This window comes from Leisingera sp. ANG-S5 (assembly GCF_000813925.1).
Lineage (GTDB): Bacteria > Pseudomonadota > Alphaproteobacteria > Rhodobacterales > Rhodobacteraceae > Leisingera.
Window position 1 is genome coordinate 22,496 of sequence record NZ_JWLH01000003.1, and the last position, 20,127, is coordinate 42,622.

A 20,127-nucleotide genomic window follows, 5' to 3' on the forward strand; every position below is an offset into this window, starting at 1 on the left:
CACTGAAATGCCAACCGGAATTCTACGAGAATTCCGGCCCGGAAGACACGTATTTTCCGTTCTGTTTTCCGTGCCGGAAAACGGTGCCTCCTCGTTCCGGCCGGTCTTCCGCTTTCGACGCTGCGTCCGGGGCAGCGGGACCGCCATTGACCCGAATCGAAGGCTCCTTTATTGAATTGAACAACTGTTCATATAATCGGCTCTGGCCTGGAGGATCTGCGGGATGTTCAACGCAAGCATGACTTTCGATCTTGGTGAGGACGTGAACGCGCTGCGCGATGTGGTTCACCGCTGGGCGCAGGAGCGCGTCAAGCCGATGGCGCAGGAAATCGACCAGAAGAACGAATTCCCGGCGGAGCTGTGGAAAGAGATGGGTGAGCTGGGTCTCCTGGGAATCACAGTGCCGGAAGAATTCGGCGGCGCCGGCATGTCCTACCTGGCCCATACCGTCGCGATTGAGGAGATCGCCCGTGCCAGCGCGTCCGTGTCGCTGTCCTACGGCGCGCATTCCAACCTCTGCGTCAACCAGATCAAGCTGAACGGCAACGCCGAGCAGAAGGCGAAATACCTGCCGCGGCTGCTGTCCGGCGAACACGTCGGCGCGCTGGCAATGTCCGAGGCGGGCGCGGGCTCCGACGTGGTGTCGATGAGCCTGCGCGCGGAAAAGCGCAACGATCACTTCCGCCTGAACGGCAACAAGTACTGGATCACCAACGGCCCCGACGCCGATACCCTGGTGGTCTACGCCAAGACCGATCCGGAAGCGGGCTCCAAGGGCATCACAGCCTTCCTGATCGAAAAGGAATTCAAGGGCTTCTCCACCTCCAAGCACTTCGACAAGCTGGGTATGCGCGGCTCCAACACGGCTGAGCTGGTGTTCGAGGACGTGGAGGTTCCGTTTGAGAACATCCTGGGTGAAGAGGGCAAGGGCGTGCGCGTGCTGATGTCCGGCTTGGATTACGAACGCGTTGTGCTGGCTGGCATCGGTACCGGCATCATGGCCGCCTGCATGGACGAGATGATGCCCTACATGAAAGAGCGCAAGCAGTTCGGTCAGCCGATCGGGAACTTCCAGCTGATGCAGGCCAAGATCGCTGACATGTACACGGCGATGAACACCGCCCGGGCTTATGTCTATGAGGTTGCCAAGTCCTGCGACAAGGGCACCGTGACCCGTCAGGACGCCGCAGCCTGCTGCCTGTACGCGTCTGAGGTTGCGATGACTCAGGCCCATCAGGCGGTGCAGGCCTTTGGCGGTGCGGGCTACCTGTCCGATAACCCGGTGGGCCGCATCTTCCGCGATGCCAAGTTGATGGAGATCGGTGCGGGCACCAGCGAAATCCGCCGGATGCTGATCGGCCGCGAGCTGATGGGCACCATGTAAAAACAAAAAACCCGCGCATCCCAAGGGGCGCGCGGGGCTGAAACAGGCCCGGCGGCACGAGGCCAGCCGCCAGGCCGTAACCGGACCCTCTAAGGATCAGAAGCGGTGCACGTAAGCGAAGTTCACGACAACCGGGTCAATCTCTGCGGTGCCGATGCTGGCGCCGTTCAGGGTTGCGTCGGTGTCGATGTCCATCCAGCGGACGTTGAACCGCAGCGCGCCATTGTCGGAGATCTGGTAGTCGGCACCGGCGTTCACCGCGACGCCAAAACTGTCGTCCAGCTTGAGCGTGCCAAGCGCGGTCTCTTCCTCGAAGAAAGTGGTGTAGTTCAGGCCAAGGCCGAGAAACGGCTTGATCACACCTTGGGTGGGGAAGTGGTAGTTGACCGACAGGGTCGGCGGCAGCTGCTTGGCCGAGGCCGCGTAGGCGCCGTTCAGGTTGATGTCATGCTCAAACGGCGAGGCTGCCAGCAGCTCGACGCCCCAGTTGTCGCGGAAGAAATACTCAACGGTCAGCGACAGCGCGGTGCCGTCATCGATGTCAGCAAGCGCGCCCGCCAGGGTGCCGTTGCCGGACTTCGGATTCACGTTGGCGATACCAACGCCAACGGTCCAATCGCCACGCTCTTGGGCCAGGGCGGGGGCGGCCATTGCGGCCAGGGCGGAGGTCAGCGCAAGCGCGGAAACCATGCGTTTCATGGGGTGCGTCCCTTTTCTTGTGTTTACCCGGCAGTGATGCACCCGCAGGCGGCCGAAAACTCTGATCTGAGTCAAAACTGTCCGGTGCTACCTGTTGAAATCACAGCAAAATGCCGCATGGCCGCTATGCGTTTCAGGAATGTCTAAATATGCATGTTGAACGTAACATTCTGGGGTTTCGCGCAGACGGCAGCTGGGACATGCCAGAGCATCTCAACATGGCGGCGCAATGCCTGGCGCAGCCAGCCGATGCACTGGCACTGATTGACATGACCGGCCCCGCGCGCCGGGACATTACTTATGGCGAACTGGTGGCAATGACAGACGGGCTGGCGCGCTATCTGCTGACCCGCATCCAGCCGGGCGACCGCGTGGGCGTGCTGCTCAGCCAGTCGCCCTGGTGCGCCGCCGCGCATCTGGCGGTGTGGAAGGCTGGCGGCATTTCGGTGCCGCTGTTCAAGCTGTTCAAACACGATGCGCTGGCCTCGCGCGCCGGCGACGCGGGCGTGCGGTTTGTTTTCACCGATGCCGAGGGCGCGGAGCTGCTGGGGGATCTGGCCGAGGCCGTGATGGCCGACACAGCCGGGATTGACGGCGGCCCGGTGCCTTTCGCCGACACCACCCCGGAAACCCCTGCTGTTCTGATCTACACTTCCGGCACCACCGGCAGCCCCAAAGGCGCGCTGCACGGACACCGGGTGCTGACCGGCCACCTGCCGGGGGTTGCCATCAGCCACGACCATCTTGGCCAGCCCGGCGATGTGCTCTGGACCCCTGCGGACTGGGCCTGGATCGGCGGTCTGTTCGACGTGCTGATGCCGGGTCTGGCGCTGGGCGTACCAGTGGTGGCCGCGCGGCTGGAAAAGTTCACACCCGAAGCCTGCGCGGATCTGATCGCCAAGGCCGGTGTCCGCAACATCTTCTTCCCGCCCACCGCGCTGCGGATGCTCAAGGCGGCGGGGCAGGGGCTCGACGGCCTGCGTTCCGTTGCCAGCGGCGGAGAGCCCCTGGGCGCGGAGATGCTCGCCTGGGGCCGGCGGCGCTTGGGCGTGACCATTAACGAGTTTTACGGCCAGACCGAATGTAACATGGTGGCCTCCTCCTGTGCCGCAGATTTCGAGCCGCGCCCGGGCTGCATCGGCAAGGCGGTGCCGGGGCATGAGCTGGAAGTGATCGACGAAGCGGGCCATCCTACAGAAGGCGAGGGCGACGTCGCCATCCGCCGCGGCTCGGCTTCGATGCTGCTGGAATACTGGAACCGGCCCGAGGAGACGGCGGCCAAGTTCCGCGGGGACTGGCTTATGACCGGCGACCGCGGCATCTGGGAGGGCGAGTACCTGCGCTTTGTCGGCCGCGAGGATGACGTGATCACCTCCGGCGGCTACCGTATCGGCCCGGCAGAGATCGAGGATTGCTTGCTGACCCATCCGGCGGTGGCGACCGTGGGTGTGGTGGGCAAGCCGGATGAGCTGCGCACCGAGATCGTCAAGGCCTATGTGGTGCTGAAACCCGGCGCCGCGGCCTCCGAGAGGGAACTGCAGGACTACGTCAAGGACCGCCTCGCACATTATTCCTACCCGCGCGAAGTGGCGTTCCTGGATGCGCTGCCGATGACGGTGACCGGCAAGGTGATCCGCAAGGAGCTGAAGGCGCAGGCGGCGGGGGAGGTGAGCTGATGAAACAGCCGGTCCTTTCCGTTGTTGCAGCCTGTGCTTGCGCTTTGGGCGCGTCCTTTCCTCTTACTGCGGCAGGTGAGGAGACCCCCGTTTTTGATACAGCCGGTTTTCTGAGCGCTTGCACCAGCTTTGTCCCCGATGTCGGCTTTGCGGTTCCCATGGACACTCAATGCGTCTCGCAGGCCGTCCGCATGTGTAACATGAGCCAAGAAAACAAAGCTTTACAGTACTGCGTTGACAGCGCCGCGGCGTGGTTGGAGGCGGATGGAGCGCGCATCGTTAGCCAGATGCCGGGCTTCGACAAAAGTGTTCTTGATGACAACGGGCCTGCAGGTCTGTCCCTGCCCATGCCTGCTTTGGGTGACGCTCCCGATTGTACCAAGATTTCAGACCCCAATTTGCCTTCCGAAGTAGTGTGCCGCTATTCGGAGGCACTTTCAGAATGGCTCAAACTAAGAGTTCTGATGCGCAGTGAGGATATGACCGGGGAGGCAAGCCAATGACCCCAGGTGTTGCATACCCGGCGTACGCTGCCCCAACCGGAATGAAAGATATTTCCCGTATAACGGGACACAGCCTAACCCCTACAATGGGAGAGTGGACATGAAACTCACATCCAAGGCGATGCCCTCCTCGGACGGCTTCAAGCAGAACCGCGAGGCGCATCTGGACGCGCTTGCGCAGATCAGCGAGGCGGCTGAGGCCGCGCGCATGGGCGGCGGCGAGAAATCCCGCGCCCGCCACGAAAGCCGCGGCAAGATGCTGCCGCGCCGCCGGGTGGCGAACCTGCTGGACCCCGGCTCCCCGTTCCTGGAGATCGGCGCCACCGCGGCGCATGCCATGTATGACGGTGCCGCGCCCGCAGCGGGCGTGATTGCAGGCATCGGCCGGGTGCACGGGCAGGAGGTCATGGTGGTCTGCAATGACGCCACCGTGAAGGGCGGCACCTATTACCCGATGACCGTGAAGAAACACCTGCGCGCGCAGGAGATTGCGGAGGAAAACCGTCTCCCCTGCATCTATCTGGTCGACAGCGGCGGCGCCAACCTGCCCAACCAGGACGAGGTCTTCCCCGACCGCGACCATTTCGGGCGCATTTTCTACAACCAGGCCCGGATGTCGGCCAAGGGCATCCCGCAGATCGCGGTGGTCATGGGCTCCTGCACCGCAGGCGGCGCCTATGTGCCGGCGATGTCGGATGTCACCATCATCGTGAAGGAGCAGGGCACCATCTTCCTGGCCGGCCCGCCGCTGGTGAAGGCCGCCACGGGCGAGGTCGTCAGCGCCGAGGACCTGGGCGGCGGCGATGTGCACACGCGCCTCTCAGGCGTGGCCGACTACCTGGCCGAGGATGACGCCCACGCGCTGGCACTGGCGCGGCGCGCGGTGCAGTCGCTGAACATCACCAAGCCGCTGACTGTGAACTGGGCAAGTCCCGAGGAGCCCGCCTATGACCCTGAGGAAATCCTCGGCGTGGTGCCGGGCGACCTGCGCACGCCTTATGACATCCGCGAGGTGATCGCACGGCTGGTCGACGGTTCCCGCTTTGACGAGTTCAAGCCGCGCTTTGGCGAAACCCTGGTGACCGGCTTTGCCCACCTCAAGGGCTGCCCCATCGGCATCATCGCCAACAACGGGGTGCTGTTCTCCGAAGCCGCCCAGAAAGGCGCGCATTTCGTGGAACTGTGCAGCCAGCGCAAGATCCCGCTGGTGTTCCTGCAGAACATCACTGGCTTCATGGTGGGGCGGAAGTACGAAAACGAGGGCATCGCGCGTCACGGCGCCAAGATGGTGACGGCGGTGGCGACCACCAATGTGCCGAAGGTGACGATGCTGGTCGGCGGCTCCTTCGGTGCCGGCAACTACGGCATGTCGGGCCGCGCCTATTCCCCGCGCTTCCTGTGGACTTGGCCGAACTCCCGCATCTCGGTGATGGGCGGCGAGCAGGCCGCGGGCGTGCTGGCGACCGTGAAACGCGACGCCATTGAACGCCAGGGCGGCAGTTGGAGCGCCGAGGAAGAGGCGGAGTTCAAGCGCCCCACCATCGAGATGTTCGAGGAACAGAGCCACCCGCTCTATGCCTCCGCGCGGCTTTGGGATGATGGCATCATCGACCCGCGCAAATCCCGCGACGTGCTGGCCCTGTCGCTGAGCGCCGCGCTGAACGCCCCGATCGAAGATACGCGCTTCGGCGTCTTCCGGATGTGAGGATCTCCCATGTTTGACAAAATCCTGATTGCCAACCGCGGAGAGATTGCTTGCCGCGTGATGGAAACCGCCCGCGCCATGGGGGTGCGGACCGTGGCCGTTTATTCCGATGCCGATGCAGCTTCGAAACATGTGGCGCTGGCGGATGAGGCCGTGCATATCGGCGGCCCAGCCCCGGCGGACAGCTATTTGAAGGGCGACGAGATCATCCGCGTCGCACAGGAAACCGGCGCCCAGGCGATTCACCCGGGCTACGGCTTCCTGTCGGAAAACCCGAAATTCGTCGAGGCGGTGGAGGCTGCGGGCCTGACCTTTATTGGCCCCTCGGCGGATGCGATCCGCAAGATGGGCCTTAAGGACGCTGCCAAGGCGCTGATGGAGGAGGCCGGCGTGCCGGTGGTGCCGGGCTATCACGGCACCAACCAGGACCCGGAGTTCCTGGCCGGCGAGGCGGAGAAGATCGGCTATCCGGTGCTGATCAAGGCGGTTGCCGGCGGCGGCGGCAAGGGGATGCGGCTGGTTGAAAAGCCTGCCGAATTTGCCGATGCCCTGAAAAGTGCCCAGGGCGAGGCTACCACAGCCTTCGGCAACCCGGATGTCTTGATTGAGAAGTACATCCAGCAGCCGCGCCATATCGAGGTGCAGGTTTTTGGCGACGGCGAAACAGCCGTGCATCTGTTTGAGCGCGACTGCTCCTTGCAGCGCCGCCATCAGAAGGTGATCGAGGAAGCCCCCGCGCCGGGCATGACCGCTGAAATGCGCGAGGCGATGGGCCAGGCCGGCGTGCGCGCGGCTGAGGCCATCGGCTACAAGGGCGCAGGCACGGTAGAGTTCATCGTCGACGGCTCTGACGGGCTGCGCACGGACGGGTTCTGGTTCATGGAAATGAACACCCGCCTGCAGGTGGAGCATCCGGTCACCGAGTTGATCACCGGTGTTGACCTGGTGGAATGGCAGCTGCGGGTGGCCTCGGGCGAGAGCCTGCCTGCCAAGCAGGAAGACCTCACCATCACCGGCCACGCATTTGAGGCGCGGCTTTATGCCGAGGACGTGCCCAAGGGCTTCCTGCCCGCAACCGGCACGCTGACCCATCTGTCCTTCCCGGCAGAGGCCCGCGCCGACAGCGGTGTGCGGGCAGGGGACACCATTAGTCCCTGGTACGACCCGATGATTTCCAAGGTGATCGTGCATGGCTCCACCCGCAAGGTGGCGCTGTCGCGGCTGGCCCGCGCGCTGGAGGAAACGCAAGTTGGCGGAACCGTCACCAACCTGGCCTTCCTTGGCGCACTGGCGGCGCATGAGGGGTTTGCCAATGGCGAGGTAGACACCGGCCTGATTGCTCGCGATCTGGACGCGCTGACCGCGGCGCCGGTGGTGGAGCTGCGCCACAAGGCGGCGGCCGGCATGGTGGCGCTGGATCTGGTGGAGGCCGCAGTGGACACCGGCTTTACCCTTTGGGCGCCATTGCACCGGGCTGTCACCCTGTCCCATGCGGGCGAGGAGTTCACGGCGGATGTGCAGGTGGACGGGCCGGACCGGCAGCTTTGGACCATTGATGGCGAAACTGTCGTGGCCGAACGCAGCCAGGGCCAATGGCGCATTGGTGAGCGCCGGATGCCTGCGGTTTCTCAGTCGGGAACGCTGATCACCGTGCATGATGCCTATGGGCTGGAGTTCACCGCGATAGACCCGCTGGACCGCGATGCGGCCGCGGGCGGCGACAGCAACGTCATCGAGGCCCCGATGCCCGGTCTGGTCAAAGCGGTCTTTGCCGAGGCCAGTCAGGCGGTGAAAGAGGGCGACCGGCTTGCGATTCTGGAAGCGATGAAGATGGAGCACTCGCTTCTGGCGGCCCGCGACGGCGTGGTGGCCGAGGTTCTGGCTGCTGCCGGCGACCAGGTTGAGGCTGGCGCGGCGCTGGTGCGGCTGGAAGAAGAAGACGGCTGACCCGGGTCCGGGGCGGCACGCCTGCCGTCCCCGCTGCGGTTTGAGTATTTTTGGAAAGATGAAGCCGGAGGGCATTCCATGGGTGAATTTGCCGAAATCTTCGAGGTTGGCCCGCGCGACGGGCTGCAGAATGAAAAGCGCGAGATACCGGTTGCGGAAAAGGTGGCGCTGACCGACTGCCTGAGCCGCGCCGGGTTCAAGCGTATCGAAGTGGCCAGCTTCGTCTCGCCCAAATGGGTGCCTCAGATGGCGGGCAGCGCGGAGGTGCTGGCCGGAATAACCCGCGCCCCCGGTGTGCGCTATGCGGCGCTCACTCCCAACATGCGCGGCTACGAGGATGCGGTGGCTGCCAAGGCGGACGAGATTGCGGTCTTTGCCTCCGCTTCCGAAGGATTTTCCAAGGCCAACATCAATGCCACCATCGAGGAAAGCATCACCCGCTTCCTGCCCATTCTTGACGCGGCCAAGGAGATCGGCCTGCCGGTCCGGGGTTATGTCTCCTGCGTGACCGACTGCCCCTATGATGGGGCCACCCCGCCCCAGAAGGTGGCAGAGGTGGCCGAACGGCTGTTCTCGCTTGGCTGTTACGAGATTTCGCTGGGCGACACCATCGGGCAGGGCACACCGGAGGCGATCACTGCGATGCTCAAGGCAGTCACTGCGCGGGTGCCCGCGGCACAGCTGGCAGGCCACTACCACGATACCGCGGGCCGGGCGCTTGACAATATCGAGGCGTCGCTGGCGCAGGGTGTGCGGGTGTTTGATGCGGCCGTGGGCGGCTTGGGCGGCTGCCCCTATGCGCCGGGCGCGGCGGGCAATGTGGCAACGGAAGCGGTGCACAAGCGCCTAACGGAATTGGGCTATAACACTGGGCTGAACGCAGATGTGCTGGAAGAGGCCGCAGCACTCGCCCGGGCCATGCGCGGCCTGCAGTAAGAATTCAGCGGAGACACAAGATGTTCGAGACAATCACCCTGGACACCGACGCCCGCGGCGTCTGCACCCTGACCCTGAACCGGGCCGAGAAGCACAACGCCATGTCCGGCCAGATGCTGCAGGAACTTACCCTGGCGGCAAAGCGGCTGGCCGAGGATGACACGGTCCGGGTGGTGGTGCTGACCGGGGCCGGCAAAAGCTTTTGCGCAGGCGGCGACCTTGCCTGGATGCGGGCGCAGATGGATGCCGATGCCGAAACCCGTGCGCGTGAGGCGCGGGTGCTGGCGGAGATGCTGATGGCGCTCAACACCCTGCCGAAGCCGCTGATCGGCGCGGTGCAGGGCAATGCATTCGGCGGTGGTGTCGGAATGGCGTCGGTTTGCGATGTGGCCATTGGCGCGGATCATCTGAAGATGGGGCTGACCGAGACCAAGCTGGGGCTGATTCCCGCCACCATCGGCCCCTATGTCATCGCCCGCATGGGCGAAGCCAAGGCGCGCCGGGTGTTCATGTCGGCGCGCCTGTTCGGTGCGGCAGAGGCCGTGGAGCTGGGTTTGCTGGCCAAGGCGGTGCCCGCTGAGCAGCTGGGTGAGGCGGTCGAGGCAGAGGTTGCGCCCTATCTGAACTGTGCCCCCGGCGCGGTGGCGGCGGCCAAGAAGCTGGCCCGCGATCTGGGCCCGCGGCTGGATGACAGCGTGATCGACCATACAATCAAGGCGCTTGTGGAGCGCTGGGAAGGGCCGGAGGCAGGAGAGGGGATCGCGGCGTTCTTTGAAAAACGCAAACCGGCATGGCAAAGCTGAAAAGCGGCATATCTGACTCACGTTTTCATGGCGGCTGCAGTTCCCCCTGCGGCCGCTTTTCTTATGAAAACGCTAGGGAATTATCCCTGTGTTGCAACAGTGCTTTTTCTATCCAAACCCCTGTGGATTAACGTCGCTTTAGTTGACGCTCCCCGGGCACGGGGGTATGCACAGTCCAAATCAACACGCCAATTGACGCCGCGCGGAAATCCGCCCGGGGAAAGGAGCTGCTCTTGGAAGAGATGTTGAGGGAATACCTGCCTATTCTGGTCTTCCTGGCCGTCGCGGCAGGTTTGGGGATTGTCCTTATCCTGGCAGCCGTCGTCCTGGCGGTCCGCAACCCGGACCCGGAAAAGGTCAGCGCCTATGAATGCGGTTTCAACGCCTTTGACGATGCCCGCATGAAATTCGATGTCCGGTTCTACCTGGTTTCGATTCTCTTCATCATTTTCGACCTGGAAATCGCTTTCCTGTTCCCTTGGGCTGTCGGTTTCAAGGACATCAGCGACCTCGGCTTCTGGTCGATGATGGTGTTCCTGGGCGTGCTGACCATCGGCTTTGCCTATGAATGGAAGAAAGGGGCCCTGGAATGGCAGTGATGACCGGACCCAACACGGCGGGCGTGGACAAGGAAGTTGTCACCCGGGCCATCAATGCCGAGCTTCAGGACAAGGGTTTCCTGCTCACCTCGGCTGAGGACATCATCAACTGGGCGCGCACCGGCTCCTTGCACTGGATGACCTTTGGTCTCGCCTGCTGCGCAGTTGAGATGATGCACACCTCGATGCCGCGTTATGACGCCGAGCGTTTCGGCATCGCGCCGCGCGCGTCGCCGCGCCAGTCGGACGTGATGATCGTTGCGGGCACCCTCACCAACAAGATGGCGCCGGCCCTGCGCAAGGTCTACGACCAGATGCCCGAGCCGCGCTACGTGATCTCGATGGGTTCCTGCGCCAACGGCGGCGGCTATTACCACTACAGCTACTCCGTGGTGCGAGGCTGCGACCGGGTTGTGCCGGTCGACGTCTATGTGCCCGGCTGCCCGCCGACGGCTGAGGCGCTGTTGTATGGCCTGATGCAGCTGCAGCGCAAGATCCGCCGCACCGGCACCCTGGTGCGCTAAGGAAGGGGCGGAGACAACATGAGCGAAGCACTGAAAGAACTGGGCGCCCAGATCGAAGCCAAACGCCCCGACTGCGTGGTGGCTTGGGATGTGTCCTTTGATGAGCTGAACATTGACGTTACACCCTCGAACATCGCCGGTCTGGTGGAGTTCCTGAAGCTGGACGCCAACTGCAAGTTTTCGACCCTGGTGGACATCACCGCGGTGGATTACCCCGACCGCGCCAAGCGGTTCGACGTGGTCTACCACTTCCTGTCGATGTACCGGAACCAGCGCATCCGCCTGCGCGCCGCGGTGCGCGAGGATGAGATGGTGCCCTCGATCGTGGACGTGCACCCCTCGGCCAACTGGTTTGAGCGCGAGGTCTACGACATGTTCGGCATCCTGTTCTCGGGCCATCCGGACCTGCGGCGCCTGCTGACCGACTATGGCTTCCGCGGCTATCCGCTGCGCAAGGATTTCCCGACCACCGGTTACACCGAGGTCCGCTATGACGAGGCGCAGAAGCGCGTGGTCTATGAGCCGGTGAAGCTGGTGCAGGAATACCGTCAGTTTGATTTCATGTCTCCGTGGGAAGGTGCCGAATACATCCTGCCCGGTGACGAGAAGGAGGGGGCGCAATGATGGACGGCTCCAAATTTGACGACGGCAGCGTTGATGCGCTGAGCGGCGAGCAGAAGATCCGCAACTTCAACATCAACTTCGGCCCGCAGCACCCTGCCGCGCATGGGGTTTTGCGTCTGGTGCTCGAACTCGACGGCGAGATCGTCGAGCGCTGCGACCCGCATATCGGCCTGCTGCACCGCGGCACCGAAAAGCTGATGGAAAGCCGCACCTATCTGCAGAACCTGCCGTATTTCGACCGCCTCGATTACGTGGCGCCGATGAACCAGGAACACGCCTGGTGTCTGGCCATCGAAAAGCTGACCGGCACCGAGGTGCCGCGCCGCGGCCAGCTGATCCGGGTGCTGTATTCGGAAATCGGCCGGGTGCTGAACCACCTCCTCAACGTCACCACGCAGGCGATGGACGTCGGCGCGCTGACCCCGCCGCTGTGGGGCTTTGAAGAGCGTGAAAAGCTGATGATCTTTTACGAGCGGGCCTGCGGCGCGCGCCTGCACGCGGCCTATTTCCGCCCCGGCGGTGTGCATCAGGATCTGCCGGACGAGCTGCTGGACGATATCGACCTTTGGGCGATGGAATTCCCCAAGGTGCTGGACGATATCGACGGCCTGCTGACCGAAAACCGCATCTTCAAGCAGCGCAACTGCGACATTGGTGTGGTGACCGAGAAGGACATCCAGGAATACGGGTTCTCCGGCGTCATGGTGCGCGGCTCCGGCCTCGCCTGGGATCTGCGCCGCGCGCAGCCCTATGAATGCTATGACGAGTTCGAGTTTCAGGTGCCGGTCGGCAAGAACGGCGACTGCTACGACCGTTATCTCTGCCGGATGGAAGAGATGCGCCAGTCGACCTCGATCATCCGCCAGGCGATTGCCAAGCTGCGCGAAGCCACCGGCGACGTGCTGGCCCGCGGCAAGCTGACCCCGCCCAAGCGCGGCGACATGAAGACCTCGATGGAAAGCCTGATCCACCATTTCAAGCTGTACACTGAAGGTTTCCACGTCCCAGCAGGCGAGGTTTACGCCGCCGTCGAAGCGCCCAAGGGCGAGTTCGGCGTCTATCTGGTGGCGGACGGGTCCAACAAACCCTACCGCTCCAAGATCCGCGCGCCGGGCTTTTTGCACCTGCAGGCGATGGACCACGTTGCCAAGGGCCACCAGCTGGCCGACGTCGCCGCCATCATCGGCACCATGGACGTCGTATTTGGAGAGATTGACCGCTAATGCTTCGCCGTCTGCATTCCGAACAACCCGACAGCTTTGCCTTCACCCCGGCCAACCAGGCCTGGGCTGAGGCGCAGATCACAAAATACCCTGAGGGCCGCCAGGCTTCTGCGGTTATTCCGCTTTTGTGGCGTGCGCAGGAGCAGGAAGGCTGGGTCACCAAACCCGCGATTGAAGCCGTGGCAGATATGCTCGGCATGGCTTATATCCGGGTGCTGGAGGTTGCCTCCTTCTACTTCATGTTCCAGCTGCAACCGACCGGTTCCGTTGCCAATATCCAGATCTGTGGCACCACGTCCTGCATGATCTGCGGCGCCGAGGACCTGGTTGCGGTCTGCAAGGAAAAGATTGCCGAGAAGCCGCACACTCTGTCGGCGGACGGCAAGTTCACCTGGGAAGAGGTCGAGTGCCTTGGCGCCTGCACCAACGCCCCGATGGCGCAGATCGGCAAGGATTACTACGAGGACCTGACCGTCGAGAGCTTTACCAGGCTGCTGGACGATCTGGCCGCAGGCAAGGTGGTTGCACCGGGCCCGCAGAACGGCCGCTATGCAGCTGAGCCGAAATCCGGCCTCACCTCGCTGACCGAGTTCGACAGCGGCAAGACGCAGTACAACGCAAGCGCGCAGCTGGCGATGGATATCAAGGATGGCGTCAAGCGCATCCAGGGCGATGAAGTGCCGCTGCTGACGCCGTGGGTCGGCAAGGACGGCGTCGTTGCCGGCCGCGCCGCCGAAGGCCAGCCGCCGAAAGCACCGGAAGCGCCGAAGCCCGCCGTGAAGCAGGCGGAGGAAGCCGCCAAGGCCGCGCCGAAGAAGTCCGCCGCGGCTGAGCCCGCTTCGCCGGAAGGTGCTGCGGCAAAGTCTGAAGACGCTGCGGGAGAGGAAACCAAGCCTCTGGTCTTGAAAGAAGCCCTGGGCGGCCTTCCGGATGACTTGAAGCTGCTGAAGGGTGTTGGCCCCAAGCTGGAAGAGAAGCTCAACAGCCTTGGGTTCTTCCACTTCGAGCAGATCGCCGACTGGACCGAGGCTGAAGTCGCCTGGGTTGATGCGCGGCTCAAGTTCAAGGGCCGCATCACCCGCGACGGCTGGATCGAACAGGCCAAGCGGCTGCAGGTGGGCGATGAGACTGAATTTGCCAAACGCGCCAAGGCGGAAGGCATCTACAAAGACGACGAGTAACGGGCGGCGGCCCGGCGGGGCCGCTTCCTGGCGATAGGGAACAGATGAGCAAGGAACAGGACCAGGCCATTGCAGCAAAGGGTCGGCACATCGCATTGGTGATCGCCGGGACGATTTCGCTGTGGATCGTGGTCTCGCTGTTCATTGGCCCCATGCTGGGGCTGCCGGGGCGCTACGCGCTCTTGTTCGACTTCGCCGCGCTGGCGGGCATGATCTATGCCCTGGTCAACATATTTCAACTCTGGCGCATGCGCCGGGACAGCCAAAGGTAGGCACACATGCTGAAGGATCAGGACCGGATCTTTACCAACCTTTACGGGATGCACGACCGCAACCTGGCGGGCGCCAAGGCGCGCGGCCATTGGGACGGCACGGCCGGCATCATCGAAAAGGGCCGCGACTGGATCGTTCAGACCATGAAGGACAGCGGTTTGCGCGGCCGCGGCGGCGCTGGCTTCCCGACCGGCCTCAAGTGGTCCTTCATGCCCAAGGAAAGCGACGGCCGCCCGGCATATCTGGTGATCAACGCCGATGAATCCGAGCCCGGCACCTGCAAAGACCGCGAGATTATGCGCCACGATCCGCACACGCTGATCGAGGGCGCGCTGATCGCCTCCTTCGCGATGAACGCGCATACCTGCTACATCTACCTGCGCGGCGAATACATCCGCGAGCGCGAGGCGCTGCAGGCGGCGATTGACGAATGCTATGACAAGGGCCTGTTGGGCAAGAACGCCGCTGGCTCCGGCTGGGACTTCGACGTTTTCCTGCACCACGGGGCAGGGGCCTATATCTGCGGCGAGGAAACCGCCCTGATCGAAAGCCTTGAAGGCAAGAAGGGCATGCCCCGGATGAAGCCGCCGTTCCCGGCGGGCGCGGGCCTCTATGGCTGCCCGACCACCGTGAACAACGTGGAATCCATCGCGGTTGTGCCAACCATCCTGCGCCGCGGCGCCGACTGGTTTGCCTCCTTCGGGCGCCAGAACAACGCCGGCACCAAGCTGTTTGCGATCTCCGGTCACGTCAACAACCCCTGCGTGGTTGAAGAGGCGATGTCGATCGGGTTCGAGGAACTGATCGAGAAGCATTGCGGCGGCATCCGCGGCGGCTGGGACAACCTGCTGGCAGTGATCCCCGGCGGCTCCTCTGTTCCTTGTGTGCGTGGCGAGAACATGCGCGACGCAATCATGGACTTCGACTACCTGCGCGGCGAGCTGGGCTCGGGCCTTGGCACCGCGGCGGTCATCGTGATGGACAAGCAAACCGACATCATCAAGGCGATCTGGCGCCTGTCCAAGTTCTACAAGCACGAAAGCTGCGGCCAGTGCACCCCCTGCCGGGAAGGCACCGGCTGGATGATGCGCGTCATGGACCGCCTGGTGAAGGGCGAGGCCGAGCTGGAAGAAATCGACATGCTGTGGGACGTGACCAAACAGGTCGAGGGCCACACCATCTGCGCCCTTGGCGACGCGGCGGCCTGGCCGATCCAGGGTCTGATCAAGAACTTCCGCGAGGAAATCGAGGACCGCATCCGGGCCCAGAAGACCGGGCGCATGGGCGCGATGGCGGCGGAATAACTGATGGACGCCTTTGCCGCATATTCCCACGCTCTGGCCGCGCTGGTGATCTTTACCCTGATCACCCTGGCGCTATCGCCGTTTTCGGCGCTGGCCAAACAAAAGGCGGGTCTCGCACCGGGGGCCACGCCGCGGGAGGACTATGCGGAAAAGGCCTACCGGCTGAACCGGGCCTATCTGAACGGCTGCGAGACGCTGCCGGCCTTTCTGACTGTGACACTGGTGGCAATCCTGACGGGCGCGGCGCCGTTCTGGGTGAACCTGCTGGCCTCGCTGGCGGTGGTGTCCCGGGTCATCATGATTTTCATTCACCTGCAGGGCATCGGCAAACCGCACAGCGGCCCGCGCTCTGTTTTCTACGTTCTCGGCTGGGCCTGCATGGCGGGTCTGGCGATCCTGGCATTGGCGGCAGTATTTTGAGCATGATGAAGACATACCGGATGGCCGTGCCTGCGGCTTGCCTGGCGGCTCTGGCGCTGGTTTCGGCCTGCGGCACCTCCGTCACCAACAAGAACCGCGAATTGTATGACGGCGTGCCCTTCAAGGCGAAGGCCAAGCCGATCGACAAGAAAACCAACCCCGCAGTGTTCCAGATCGACATCAAGGGTGTTGACCGGTCCGTCAAAGGCGCGCGCGAAGCGGCGGCCCACAGCGGCACCAAATACTGCGTGACCACCTATGGCTCGTCTGACATCGAATGGGCTAATGATCCGCGCAATGAGGACGTTCCGCTGACCATCACCGATGGCCGCGCTGTGTTCCAGGGGACTTGCACCCCGTGAGCGGATTTCCGGCATATCAGGGCCTTGCGGCCCGGCTGCTATTGCATAGCAGCAGCGCGCGCCTGCGCATGGGGGCTTCGAAACTGAAGGAGTCCCCTGCCATGCGTGCCCTGATTGCCGCTGTTCTGTCCGCCTTACTTGCCATGCCTGCCGCCGCGCTAGCGAAACCGTCGCTGCGCGACGTGCAGGAAATCGAGGACCCGCTGTTTGCGGTTGCCGTCGCCAAGGAAGTCTCGGACATCTGCGGCGATATTTCCCCGCGCTACCTGAAAGGGCTGGGCGAGTTGCGCCGGCTCAAAGCGCGGGCCAATGCGCTGGGGTACACGGACGCGGAAATCCGCGATTACATCGAATCTGATGCCGAAAAGGCCCGGATGCGCGCCAAGGGAGAGAAGCTCCTGGCGCAGAACGGCGTTGACTACGGCAAACCTGAAACATTCTGCGCCTATGGCCGCGCAGAGATTGAGAAAAACAGCGCGATCGGCGTGTTACTGAGGGCGAAATAGACCATGTCTGACCTCCGCAAGATCAACATTGACGGAACCGAGATCGAGGTGGATGGGGCAATGACCCTGATCCAGGCCTGTGAGGAGGCCGGCGTCGAGATCCCGCGCTTCTGCTACCATGAGCGGCTGTCGATTGCCGGCAACTGCCGCATGTGCCTGGTTGAGGTTGTCGGCGGCCCGCCCAAGCCCGCTGCCTCCTGCGCGATGCAGGTGCGCGACCTGCGCCCCGGTCCCGAGGGTCAAGCACCGCAGGTGAAGACCAATTCGCCGATGGTCAAGAAGGCCCGCGAAGGCGTGATGGAATTCATGCTGATCAACCACCCGCTGGACTGCCCGATCTGCGACCAGGGCGGCGAATGCGACCTGCAGGACCAGGCAATGGCCTACGGCCTGTCGGGAAGCCGCTTCAAGGAAGCCAAGCGCGCGGTGGACGATCTGGACCTCGGCCCGCTGGTTGCCACCACCATGACCCGCTGCATCAGCTGCACCCGCTGCGTGCGCTTCACCACTGAGGTCGCGGGCATCACCCAGATGGGCCAGACCGGCCGCGGCGAGGATGCGGAGATCACCTCCTACCTGAACCAGACGCTTCAATCGAACTTGCAGGGCAACATCATCGACCTGTGCCCGGTGGGCGCGCTGACCTCGAAGCCATATGCGTTCACCGCCCGCCCATGGGAGCTGACCAAGACCGAAACCATCGACGTGATGGATGCGCTTGGCTCGAACATCCGGGTTGACACCAAGGGCCGCGAAGTGATGCGCATCCTGCCGCGCAACCACGACGGTGTGAACGAGGAGTGGATCAGCGACAAGACCCGCTTTGTCTGGGACGGGTTGCGCCGCCAGCGCCTTGACCGCCCTTATGTGCGCGTCGATGGCAAACTGAAGCCCGCCACCTGGGCCGAGGCTCTGTCTGCCGCCGCTACGGCCATGAAGGGTAAGAAGGTTGCAGGCCTGATTGGCGATCTGGCCCCGGTTGAGGCAGCCTTTGCGCTGAAGCAGCTGGTTGAGGGGCTGGGCGGCAAGGTCGAATGCCGCACTGATAATGCCCGCCTGCCGATCGGCAACCGCGCGGGCTATGCCGGCACCGCCACCATCGAAGACCTCGATGACGCGGAAATGATCCTGCTGATCGGCACCAACCCGCGCGACGAGGCGCCGGTGCTGAATGCCCGCATCCGCAAGGCCTGGGCCAACGGCGCCGAAGTGGCGCTGATCGGTCCGGCGGCGGATCTGACTTATGACTACTACCACGCTGGCACCGGTCGCGACGCCCTCAGCGACATGATCGCCAAGGGGGTTTCGGAAGAGACCCGCGACAACAAGAAAACCGTGATCATTGTGGGGCAGGGCGCCCTGCGAGAGGCCGATGGGCTGGCGGTGATGGCGGCGGCCCAGAAGATGGCGGAACTGTCCGGTTCCAAGCTGATGGTGCTGCACACCGCTGCCTCCCGCGTTGGCGCGATGGACATCGGTGCGGTAACCGAAGGCGGCATGGCAGCTGCCATCGACGGGGCAGAGGTGATCTACAACCTCGGTGCTGATGAGGTGGAAATCGACGCCGGTGCATTCGTGATCTACCAGGGCAGCCACGGCGACCGCGGCGCGCACCGCGCTGATGTGATCCTGCCGGGCGCCGCCTATACCGAAGAAAACGGCTTGTTCGTGAACACCGAAGGCCGGCCGCAATTGGCTATGCGTGCTGCATTTGCGCCGGGTGAGGCCAAGGAAAACTGGGCCATTCTGCGCGCGCTCAGCGCCGAAGCAGATGCCAAGCTGGGCTATGACTCGCTGGCGCAGCTGCGTCAGGCCCTGGTCGCGGAAGTACCGCACCTGGCGCAGATCGACGAAGTGGCCGACAAAGACGGCGAGCCGCTGGAGCAGGACAAACTCGGCAACGCCGACTTCCTGCCCGCGATCAAGGATTTCTACCTGACCAACCCGATTGCCCGCGCATCGCAGCTGATGGCAGAGCTGTCGGCAGGTGTGAAGGCCCGCGGAAACGAGGCAATGGCCGCCGAATGATCCGCTTCGCCCTCATAACCCCCTTCCTGCTGGCCGCCTGCGCAATGGCGCCCGGCAGCGAAGGAGAGCGGCCCGCCCCGGTGTACGAAGGGGTGGAAACCAGCCTGCTGGAGGGCGATCTGGTGCAATTTCAGGTCTCCATGCGCGGCGCGGCCGTGCCCGGAGATCTCGACAATTATGCGGAATGCGCCGCCGCGCAATATGCGCTGATCCGGGACTACGGGTTCGCGCGCCATGTGCGCACAACAACGAAACAGGCAGGGGGCAGCCGGACCGCGGACGCGGTCTACCTGATTTCGCCCTCTCTGCCGCGCGGATTGCGCACCATCGACGCCGAAGTCGTGGTCGCGGATTGCGCGGCGAACGGAATACCCACGGTGTGAGGACCTATGGCTGATTTCTTTAACACTCCAGGCGGCATCGCTGTTCTGATCCTGGCGCAAGTGCTTGCAGTTGTTGCCTTTGTGATGATCTCGCTCCTGTTCCTCGTCTACGGGGACCGCAAGATCTGGGCGGCGGTCCAGATGCGCCGGGGCCCGAACGTGGTGGGCGTCTATGGCCTGCTGCAGTCAGTGGCCGACGCACTGAAATACGTGGTCAAGGAAGTGGTGATCCCGGCGGGTGCCGACCGCACCGTCTTTATCCTGGCGCCGATGACCTCTTTCGTGCTGGCGATGATCGCCTGGGCGGTGATCCCCTTCAACGACGGCTGGGTCCTGAGCGATATCAACGTCGCCATCCTCTATGTCTTCGCAGTCTCCTCGCTTGAGGTTTACGGCGTGATCATGGGCGGCTGGGCGTCGAACTCGAAATACCCGTTCCTTGGGAGCTTGCGCTCTGCCGCGCAGATGATCTCCTACGAGGTTTCCATCGGCCTGATCATCATCGGCGTGATCATCTCCACCGGTTCCATGAATTTCGGCGACATCGTGCGCGCGCAGGATGGCGATCTGGGTCTCTTGAACTGGTACTGGATCCCGCATTTCCCGATGGTCTTCCTGTTTTTCATCTCGGCGCTGGCAGAAACCAACCGGCCGCCGTTCGACCTGCCGGAAGCGGAGTCCGAACTGGTCGCGGGCTACCAGGTGGAGTACTCGGCGACCCCGTTCCTGCTGTTCATGGCCGGCGAATACATCGCCATCTTCCTGATGTGCGCGCTGACCACCCTGCTGTTCTTCGGCGGCTGGCTGTCCCCGATTCCGGGCCTGCCCGATGGCGTGCTGTGGATGGTCGGCAAGATGGCGTTCTTCTTCTTCCTCTTCGCAATGGTAAAGGCGATCACCCCGCGCTACCGCTACGACCAGCTGATGCGCCTGGGCTGGAAGGTGTTCCTGCCGTTCTCGCTGGCCTGGGTGGTCTTCGTGTCCTTTGCTGCAAAATTTGACTGGTTCTGGGGCATCTTCGCCCGCTGGACCGTGGGAGGCTAACTG

The 20,127-nt window shown here is 63.5% G+C and carries 21 protein-coding genes; 20 read left to right on the forward strand and 1 reads right to left on the reverse strand.

Going from position 1 to position 20,127, the window contains the following annotated elements:
• The first annotated feature begins 223 nt into the window (after positions 1-223).
• Positions 224-1,384 (forward strand): isovaleryl-CoA dehydrogenase, encoded by a 1,161-nt coding sequence (locus RA25_RS04790; protein WP_019296006.1) that lies wholly within the window; start codon positions 224-226, stop codon positions 1,382-1,384.
• Positions 1,385-1,480: 96 nt separating this feature from the next.
• On the opposite strand, the gene RA25_RS04795 is transcribed toward RA25_RS04790, so the two are convergent.
• A complete protein-coding gene (locus RA25_RS04795) occupies positions 1,481-2,083 on the reverse strand; it encodes an OmpW/AlkL family protein (protein ID WP_039170565.1) in 603 nt (200 codons plus the stop codon).
• 149 nt (positions 2,084-2,232) lie between these two features.
• Between RA25_RS04795 and RA25_RS04800 the strand changes: the two genes are divergently transcribed.
• The 19 genes from RA25_RS04800 to nuoH all read left to right on the forward strand — a co-directional run bounded on the left by RA25_RS04800 (position 2,233) and on the right by nuoH (position 20,124).
• Positions 2,233-3,759 (forward strand): AMP-binding protein, encoded by a 1,527-nt coding sequence (locus RA25_RS04800; RefSeq protein WP_039171183.1) that lies wholly within the window; start codon positions 2,233-2,235, stop codon positions 3,757-3,759.
• Positions 3,759-4,262, forward strand: a complete 504-nt coding sequence (locus tag RA25_RS04805) for a hypothetical protein (RefSeq protein WP_039170566.1) — start codon at positions 3,759-3,761, stop codon at positions 4,260-4,262. The genes RA25_RS04800 and RA25_RS04805 overlap by 1 nt, the downstream gene beginning before the upstream one ends.
• A gap of 100 nt (positions 4,263-4,362) precedes the next feature.
• On the forward strand, positions 4,363-5,967 hold the full coding sequence (locus RA25_RS04810; protein ID WP_039170567.1) for a carboxyl transferase domain-containing protein: 1,605 nt from the start codon (positions 4,363-4,365) through the stop codon (positions 5,965-5,967).
• Between the two features lie 9 nt (positions 5,968-5,976).
• Positions 5,977-7,914: an acetyl-CoA carboxylase biotin carboxylase subunit gene (locus tag RA25_RS04815; protein ID WP_039170568.1), complete on the forward strand. Its 1,938-nt coding sequence runs from the start codon at positions 5,977-5,979 to the stop codon at positions 7,912-7,914.
• Positions 7,915-7,992: 78 nt separating this feature from the next.
• On the forward strand, positions 7,993-8,850 hold the full coding sequence (locus RA25_RS04820; RefSeq protein ID WP_039145405.1) for a hydroxymethylglutaryl-CoA lyase: 858 nt from the start codon (positions 7,993-7,995) through the stop codon (positions 8,848-8,850).
• A gap of 20 nt (positions 8,851-8,870) precedes the next feature.
• Positions 8,871-9,653, forward strand: coding sequence for a crotonase/enoyl-CoA hydratase family protein (locus RA25_RS04825; protein WP_019295999.1), 783 nt, complete (start codon positions 8,871-8,873; stop codon positions 9,651-9,653).
• Positions 9,654-9,886: 233 nt separating this feature from the next.
• Positions 9,887-10,252, forward strand: coding sequence for an NADH-quinone oxidoreductase subunit A (locus tag RA25_RS04830; RefSeq protein WP_019295998.1), 366 nt, complete (start codon positions 9,887-9,889; stop codon positions 10,250-10,252).
• On the forward strand, positions 10,243-10,776 hold the full coding sequence (locus tag RA25_RS04835; protein WP_019295997.1) for a NuoB/complex I 20 kDa subunit family protein: 534 nt from the start codon (positions 10,243-10,245) through the stop codon (positions 10,774-10,776). The genes RA25_RS04830 and RA25_RS04835 overlap by 10 nt, the downstream gene beginning before the upstream one ends.
• A gap of 18 nt (positions 10,777-10,794) precedes the next feature.
• Positions 10,795-11,400, forward strand: a complete 606-nt coding sequence (locus RA25_RS04840; RefSeq protein WP_019295996.1) for an NADH-quinone oxidoreductase subunit C — start codon at positions 10,795-10,797, stop codon at positions 11,398-11,400.
• A complete protein-coding gene (locus tag RA25_RS04845) occupies positions 11,400-12,623 on the forward strand; it encodes an NADH-quinone oxidoreductase subunit D (RefSeq protein ID WP_193386823.1) in 1,224 nt (407 codons plus the stop codon). Before RA25_RS04840 ends, RA25_RS04845 begins: the two co-directional genes overlap by 1 nt.
• Positions 12,623-13,804, forward strand: coding sequence for an NADH-quinone oxidoreductase subunit E (locus tag RA25_RS04850; protein ID WP_039170569.1), 1,182 nt, complete (start codon positions 12,623-12,625; stop codon positions 13,802-13,804). Before RA25_RS04845 ends, RA25_RS04850 begins: the two co-directional genes overlap by 1 nt.
• A 44-nt stretch (positions 13,805-13,848) precedes the next feature.
• The gene (locus tag RA25_RS04855; RefSeq protein ID WP_019295993.1) at positions 13,849-14,076 is read left to right on the forward strand and encodes a DUF5337 domain-containing protein; all 228 of its coding nucleotides are present in this window, start codon (positions 13,849-13,851) and stop codon (positions 14,074-14,076) included.
• Between the two features lie 6 nt (positions 14,077-14,082).
• The gene (gene nuoF, locus RA25_RS04860) at positions 14,083-15,381 is read left to right on the forward strand and encodes an NADH-quinone oxidoreductase subunit NuoF (protein ID WP_039170570.1); all 1,299 of its coding nucleotides are present in this window, start codon (positions 14,083-14,085) and stop codon (positions 15,379-15,381) included.
• Between the two features lie 3 nt (positions 15,382-15,384).
• Positions 15,385-15,801 (forward strand): MAPEG family protein, encoded by a 417-nt coding sequence (locus RA25_RS04865; protein ID WP_039170571.1) that lies wholly within the window; start codon positions 15,385-15,387, stop codon positions 15,799-15,801.
• A 2-nt stretch (positions 15,802-15,803) separates the two neighbouring features.
• Entirely contained in the window at positions 15,804-16,163 is a 360-nt protein-coding gene (locus tag RA25_RS04870; RefSeq protein WP_241477361.1) for a hypothetical protein, read from the forward strand.
• Between the two features lie 101 nt (positions 16,164-16,264).
• Positions 16,265-16,669 (forward strand): DUF5333 domain-containing protein, encoded by a 405-nt coding sequence (locus tag RA25_RS04875; RefSeq protein WP_039171186.1) that lies wholly within the window; start codon positions 16,265-16,267, stop codon positions 16,667-16,669.
• Positions 16,670-16,672: 3 nt separating this feature from the next.
• Positions 16,673-18,697: an NADH-quinone oxidoreductase subunit NuoG gene (gene nuoG, locus RA25_RS04880; RefSeq protein ID WP_039170573.1), complete on the forward strand. Its 2,025-nt coding sequence runs from the start codon at positions 16,673-16,675 to the stop codon at positions 18,695-18,697.
• Positions 18,694-19,080 carry a hypothetical protein gene (locus tag RA25_RS04885; protein ID WP_039170574.1) on the forward strand — a complete coding sequence of 129 codons (387 nt, stop codon included), beginning with the start codon at positions 18,694-18,696 and terminating at the stop codon, positions 19,078-19,080. The genes nuoG and RA25_RS04885 overlap by 4 nt, the downstream gene beginning before the upstream one ends.
• Before the next feature lie 6 nt (positions 19,081-19,086).
• On the forward strand, positions 19,087-20,124 hold the full coding sequence (nuoH, locus tag RA25_RS04890; RefSeq protein ID WP_027237100.1) for an NADH-quinone oxidoreductase subunit NuoH: 1,038 nt from the start codon (positions 19,087-19,089) through the stop codon (positions 20,122-20,124).
• Positions 20,125-20,127 lie beyond the last annotated feature (3 nt).

Coding starts and splice junctions, on each gene's coding strand:
- nuoH (WP_027237100.1), top strand. CDS start 19,087: ATGGCTGATTTCTTTAACACTCCAGGCGGCATCGCTGTTCTGATCCTG.
- RA25_RS04825 (WP_019295999.1), top strand. CDS start 8,871: ATGTTCGAGACAATCACCCTGGACACCGACGCCCGCGGCGTCTGCACC.
- nuoF (WP_039170570.1), top strand. CDS start 14,083: ATGCTGAAGGATCAGGACCGGATCTTTACCAACCTTTACGGGATGCAC.
- RA25_RS04815 (WP_039170568.1), top strand. CDS start 5,977: ATGTTTGACAAAATCCTGATTGCCAACCGCGGAGAGATTGCTTGCCGC.
- RA25_RS04870 (WP_241477361.1), top strand. CDS start 15,804: ATGATGAAGACATACCGGATGGCCGTGCCTGCGGCTTGCCTGGCGGCT.
- RA25_RS04845 (WP_193386823.1), top strand. CDS start 11,400: ATGGACGGCTCCAAATTTGACGACGGCAGCGTTGATGCGCTGAGCGGC.
- RA25_RS04885 (WP_039170574.1), top strand. CDS start 18,694: ATGATCCGCTTCGCCCTCATAACCCCCTTCCTGCTGGCCGCCTGCGCA.
- RA25_RS04805 (WP_039170566.1), top strand. CDS start 3,759: ATGAAACAGCCGGTCCTTTCCGTTGTTGCAGCCTGTGCTTGCGCTTTG.
- RA25_RS04875 (WP_039171186.1), top strand. CDS start 16,265: ATGCGTGCCCTGATTGCCGCTGTTCTGTCCGCCTTACTTGCCATGCCT.
- RA25_RS04800 (WP_039171183.1), top strand. CDS start 2,233: ATGCATGTTGAACGTAACATTCTGGGGTTTCGCGCAGACGGCAGCTGG.
- RA25_RS04795 (WP_039170565.1), bottom strand. CDS start 2,083: ATGAAACGCATGGTTTCCGCGCTTGCGCTGACCTCCGCCCTGGCCGCA.
- RA25_RS04820 (WP_039145405.1), top strand. CDS start 7,993: ATGGGTGAATTTGCCGAAATCTTCGAGGTTGGCCCGCGCGACGGGCTG.
- RA25_RS04865 (WP_039170571.1), top strand. CDS start 15,385: ATGGACGCCTTTGCCGCATATTCCCACGCTCTGGCCGCGCTGGTGATC.
- RA25_RS04790 (WP_019296006.1), top strand. CDS start 224: ATGTTCAACGCAAGCATGACTTTCGATCTTGGTGAGGACGTGAACGCG.
- RA25_RS04855 (WP_019295993.1), top strand. CDS start 13,849: ATGAGCAAGGAACAGGACCAGGCCATTGCAGCAAAGGGTCGGCACATC.
- nuoG (WP_039170573.1), top strand. CDS start 16,673: ATGTCTGACCTCCGCAAGATCAACATTGACGGAACCGAGATCGAGGTG.
- RA25_RS04835 (WP_019295997.1), top strand. CDS start 10,243: ATGGCAGTGATGACCGGACCCAACACGGCGGGCGTGGACAAGGAAGTT.
- RA25_RS04810 (WP_039170567.1), top strand. CDS start 4,363: ATGAAACTCACATCCAAGGCGATGCCCTCCTCGGACGGCTTCAAGCAG.
- RA25_RS04840 (WP_019295996.1), top strand. CDS start 10,795: ATGAGCGAAGCACTGAAAGAACTGGGCGCCCAGATCGAAGCCAAACGC.
- RA25_RS04850 (WP_039170569.1), top strand. CDS start 12,623: ATGCTTCGCCGTCTGCATTCCGAACAACCCGACAGCTTTGCCTTCACC.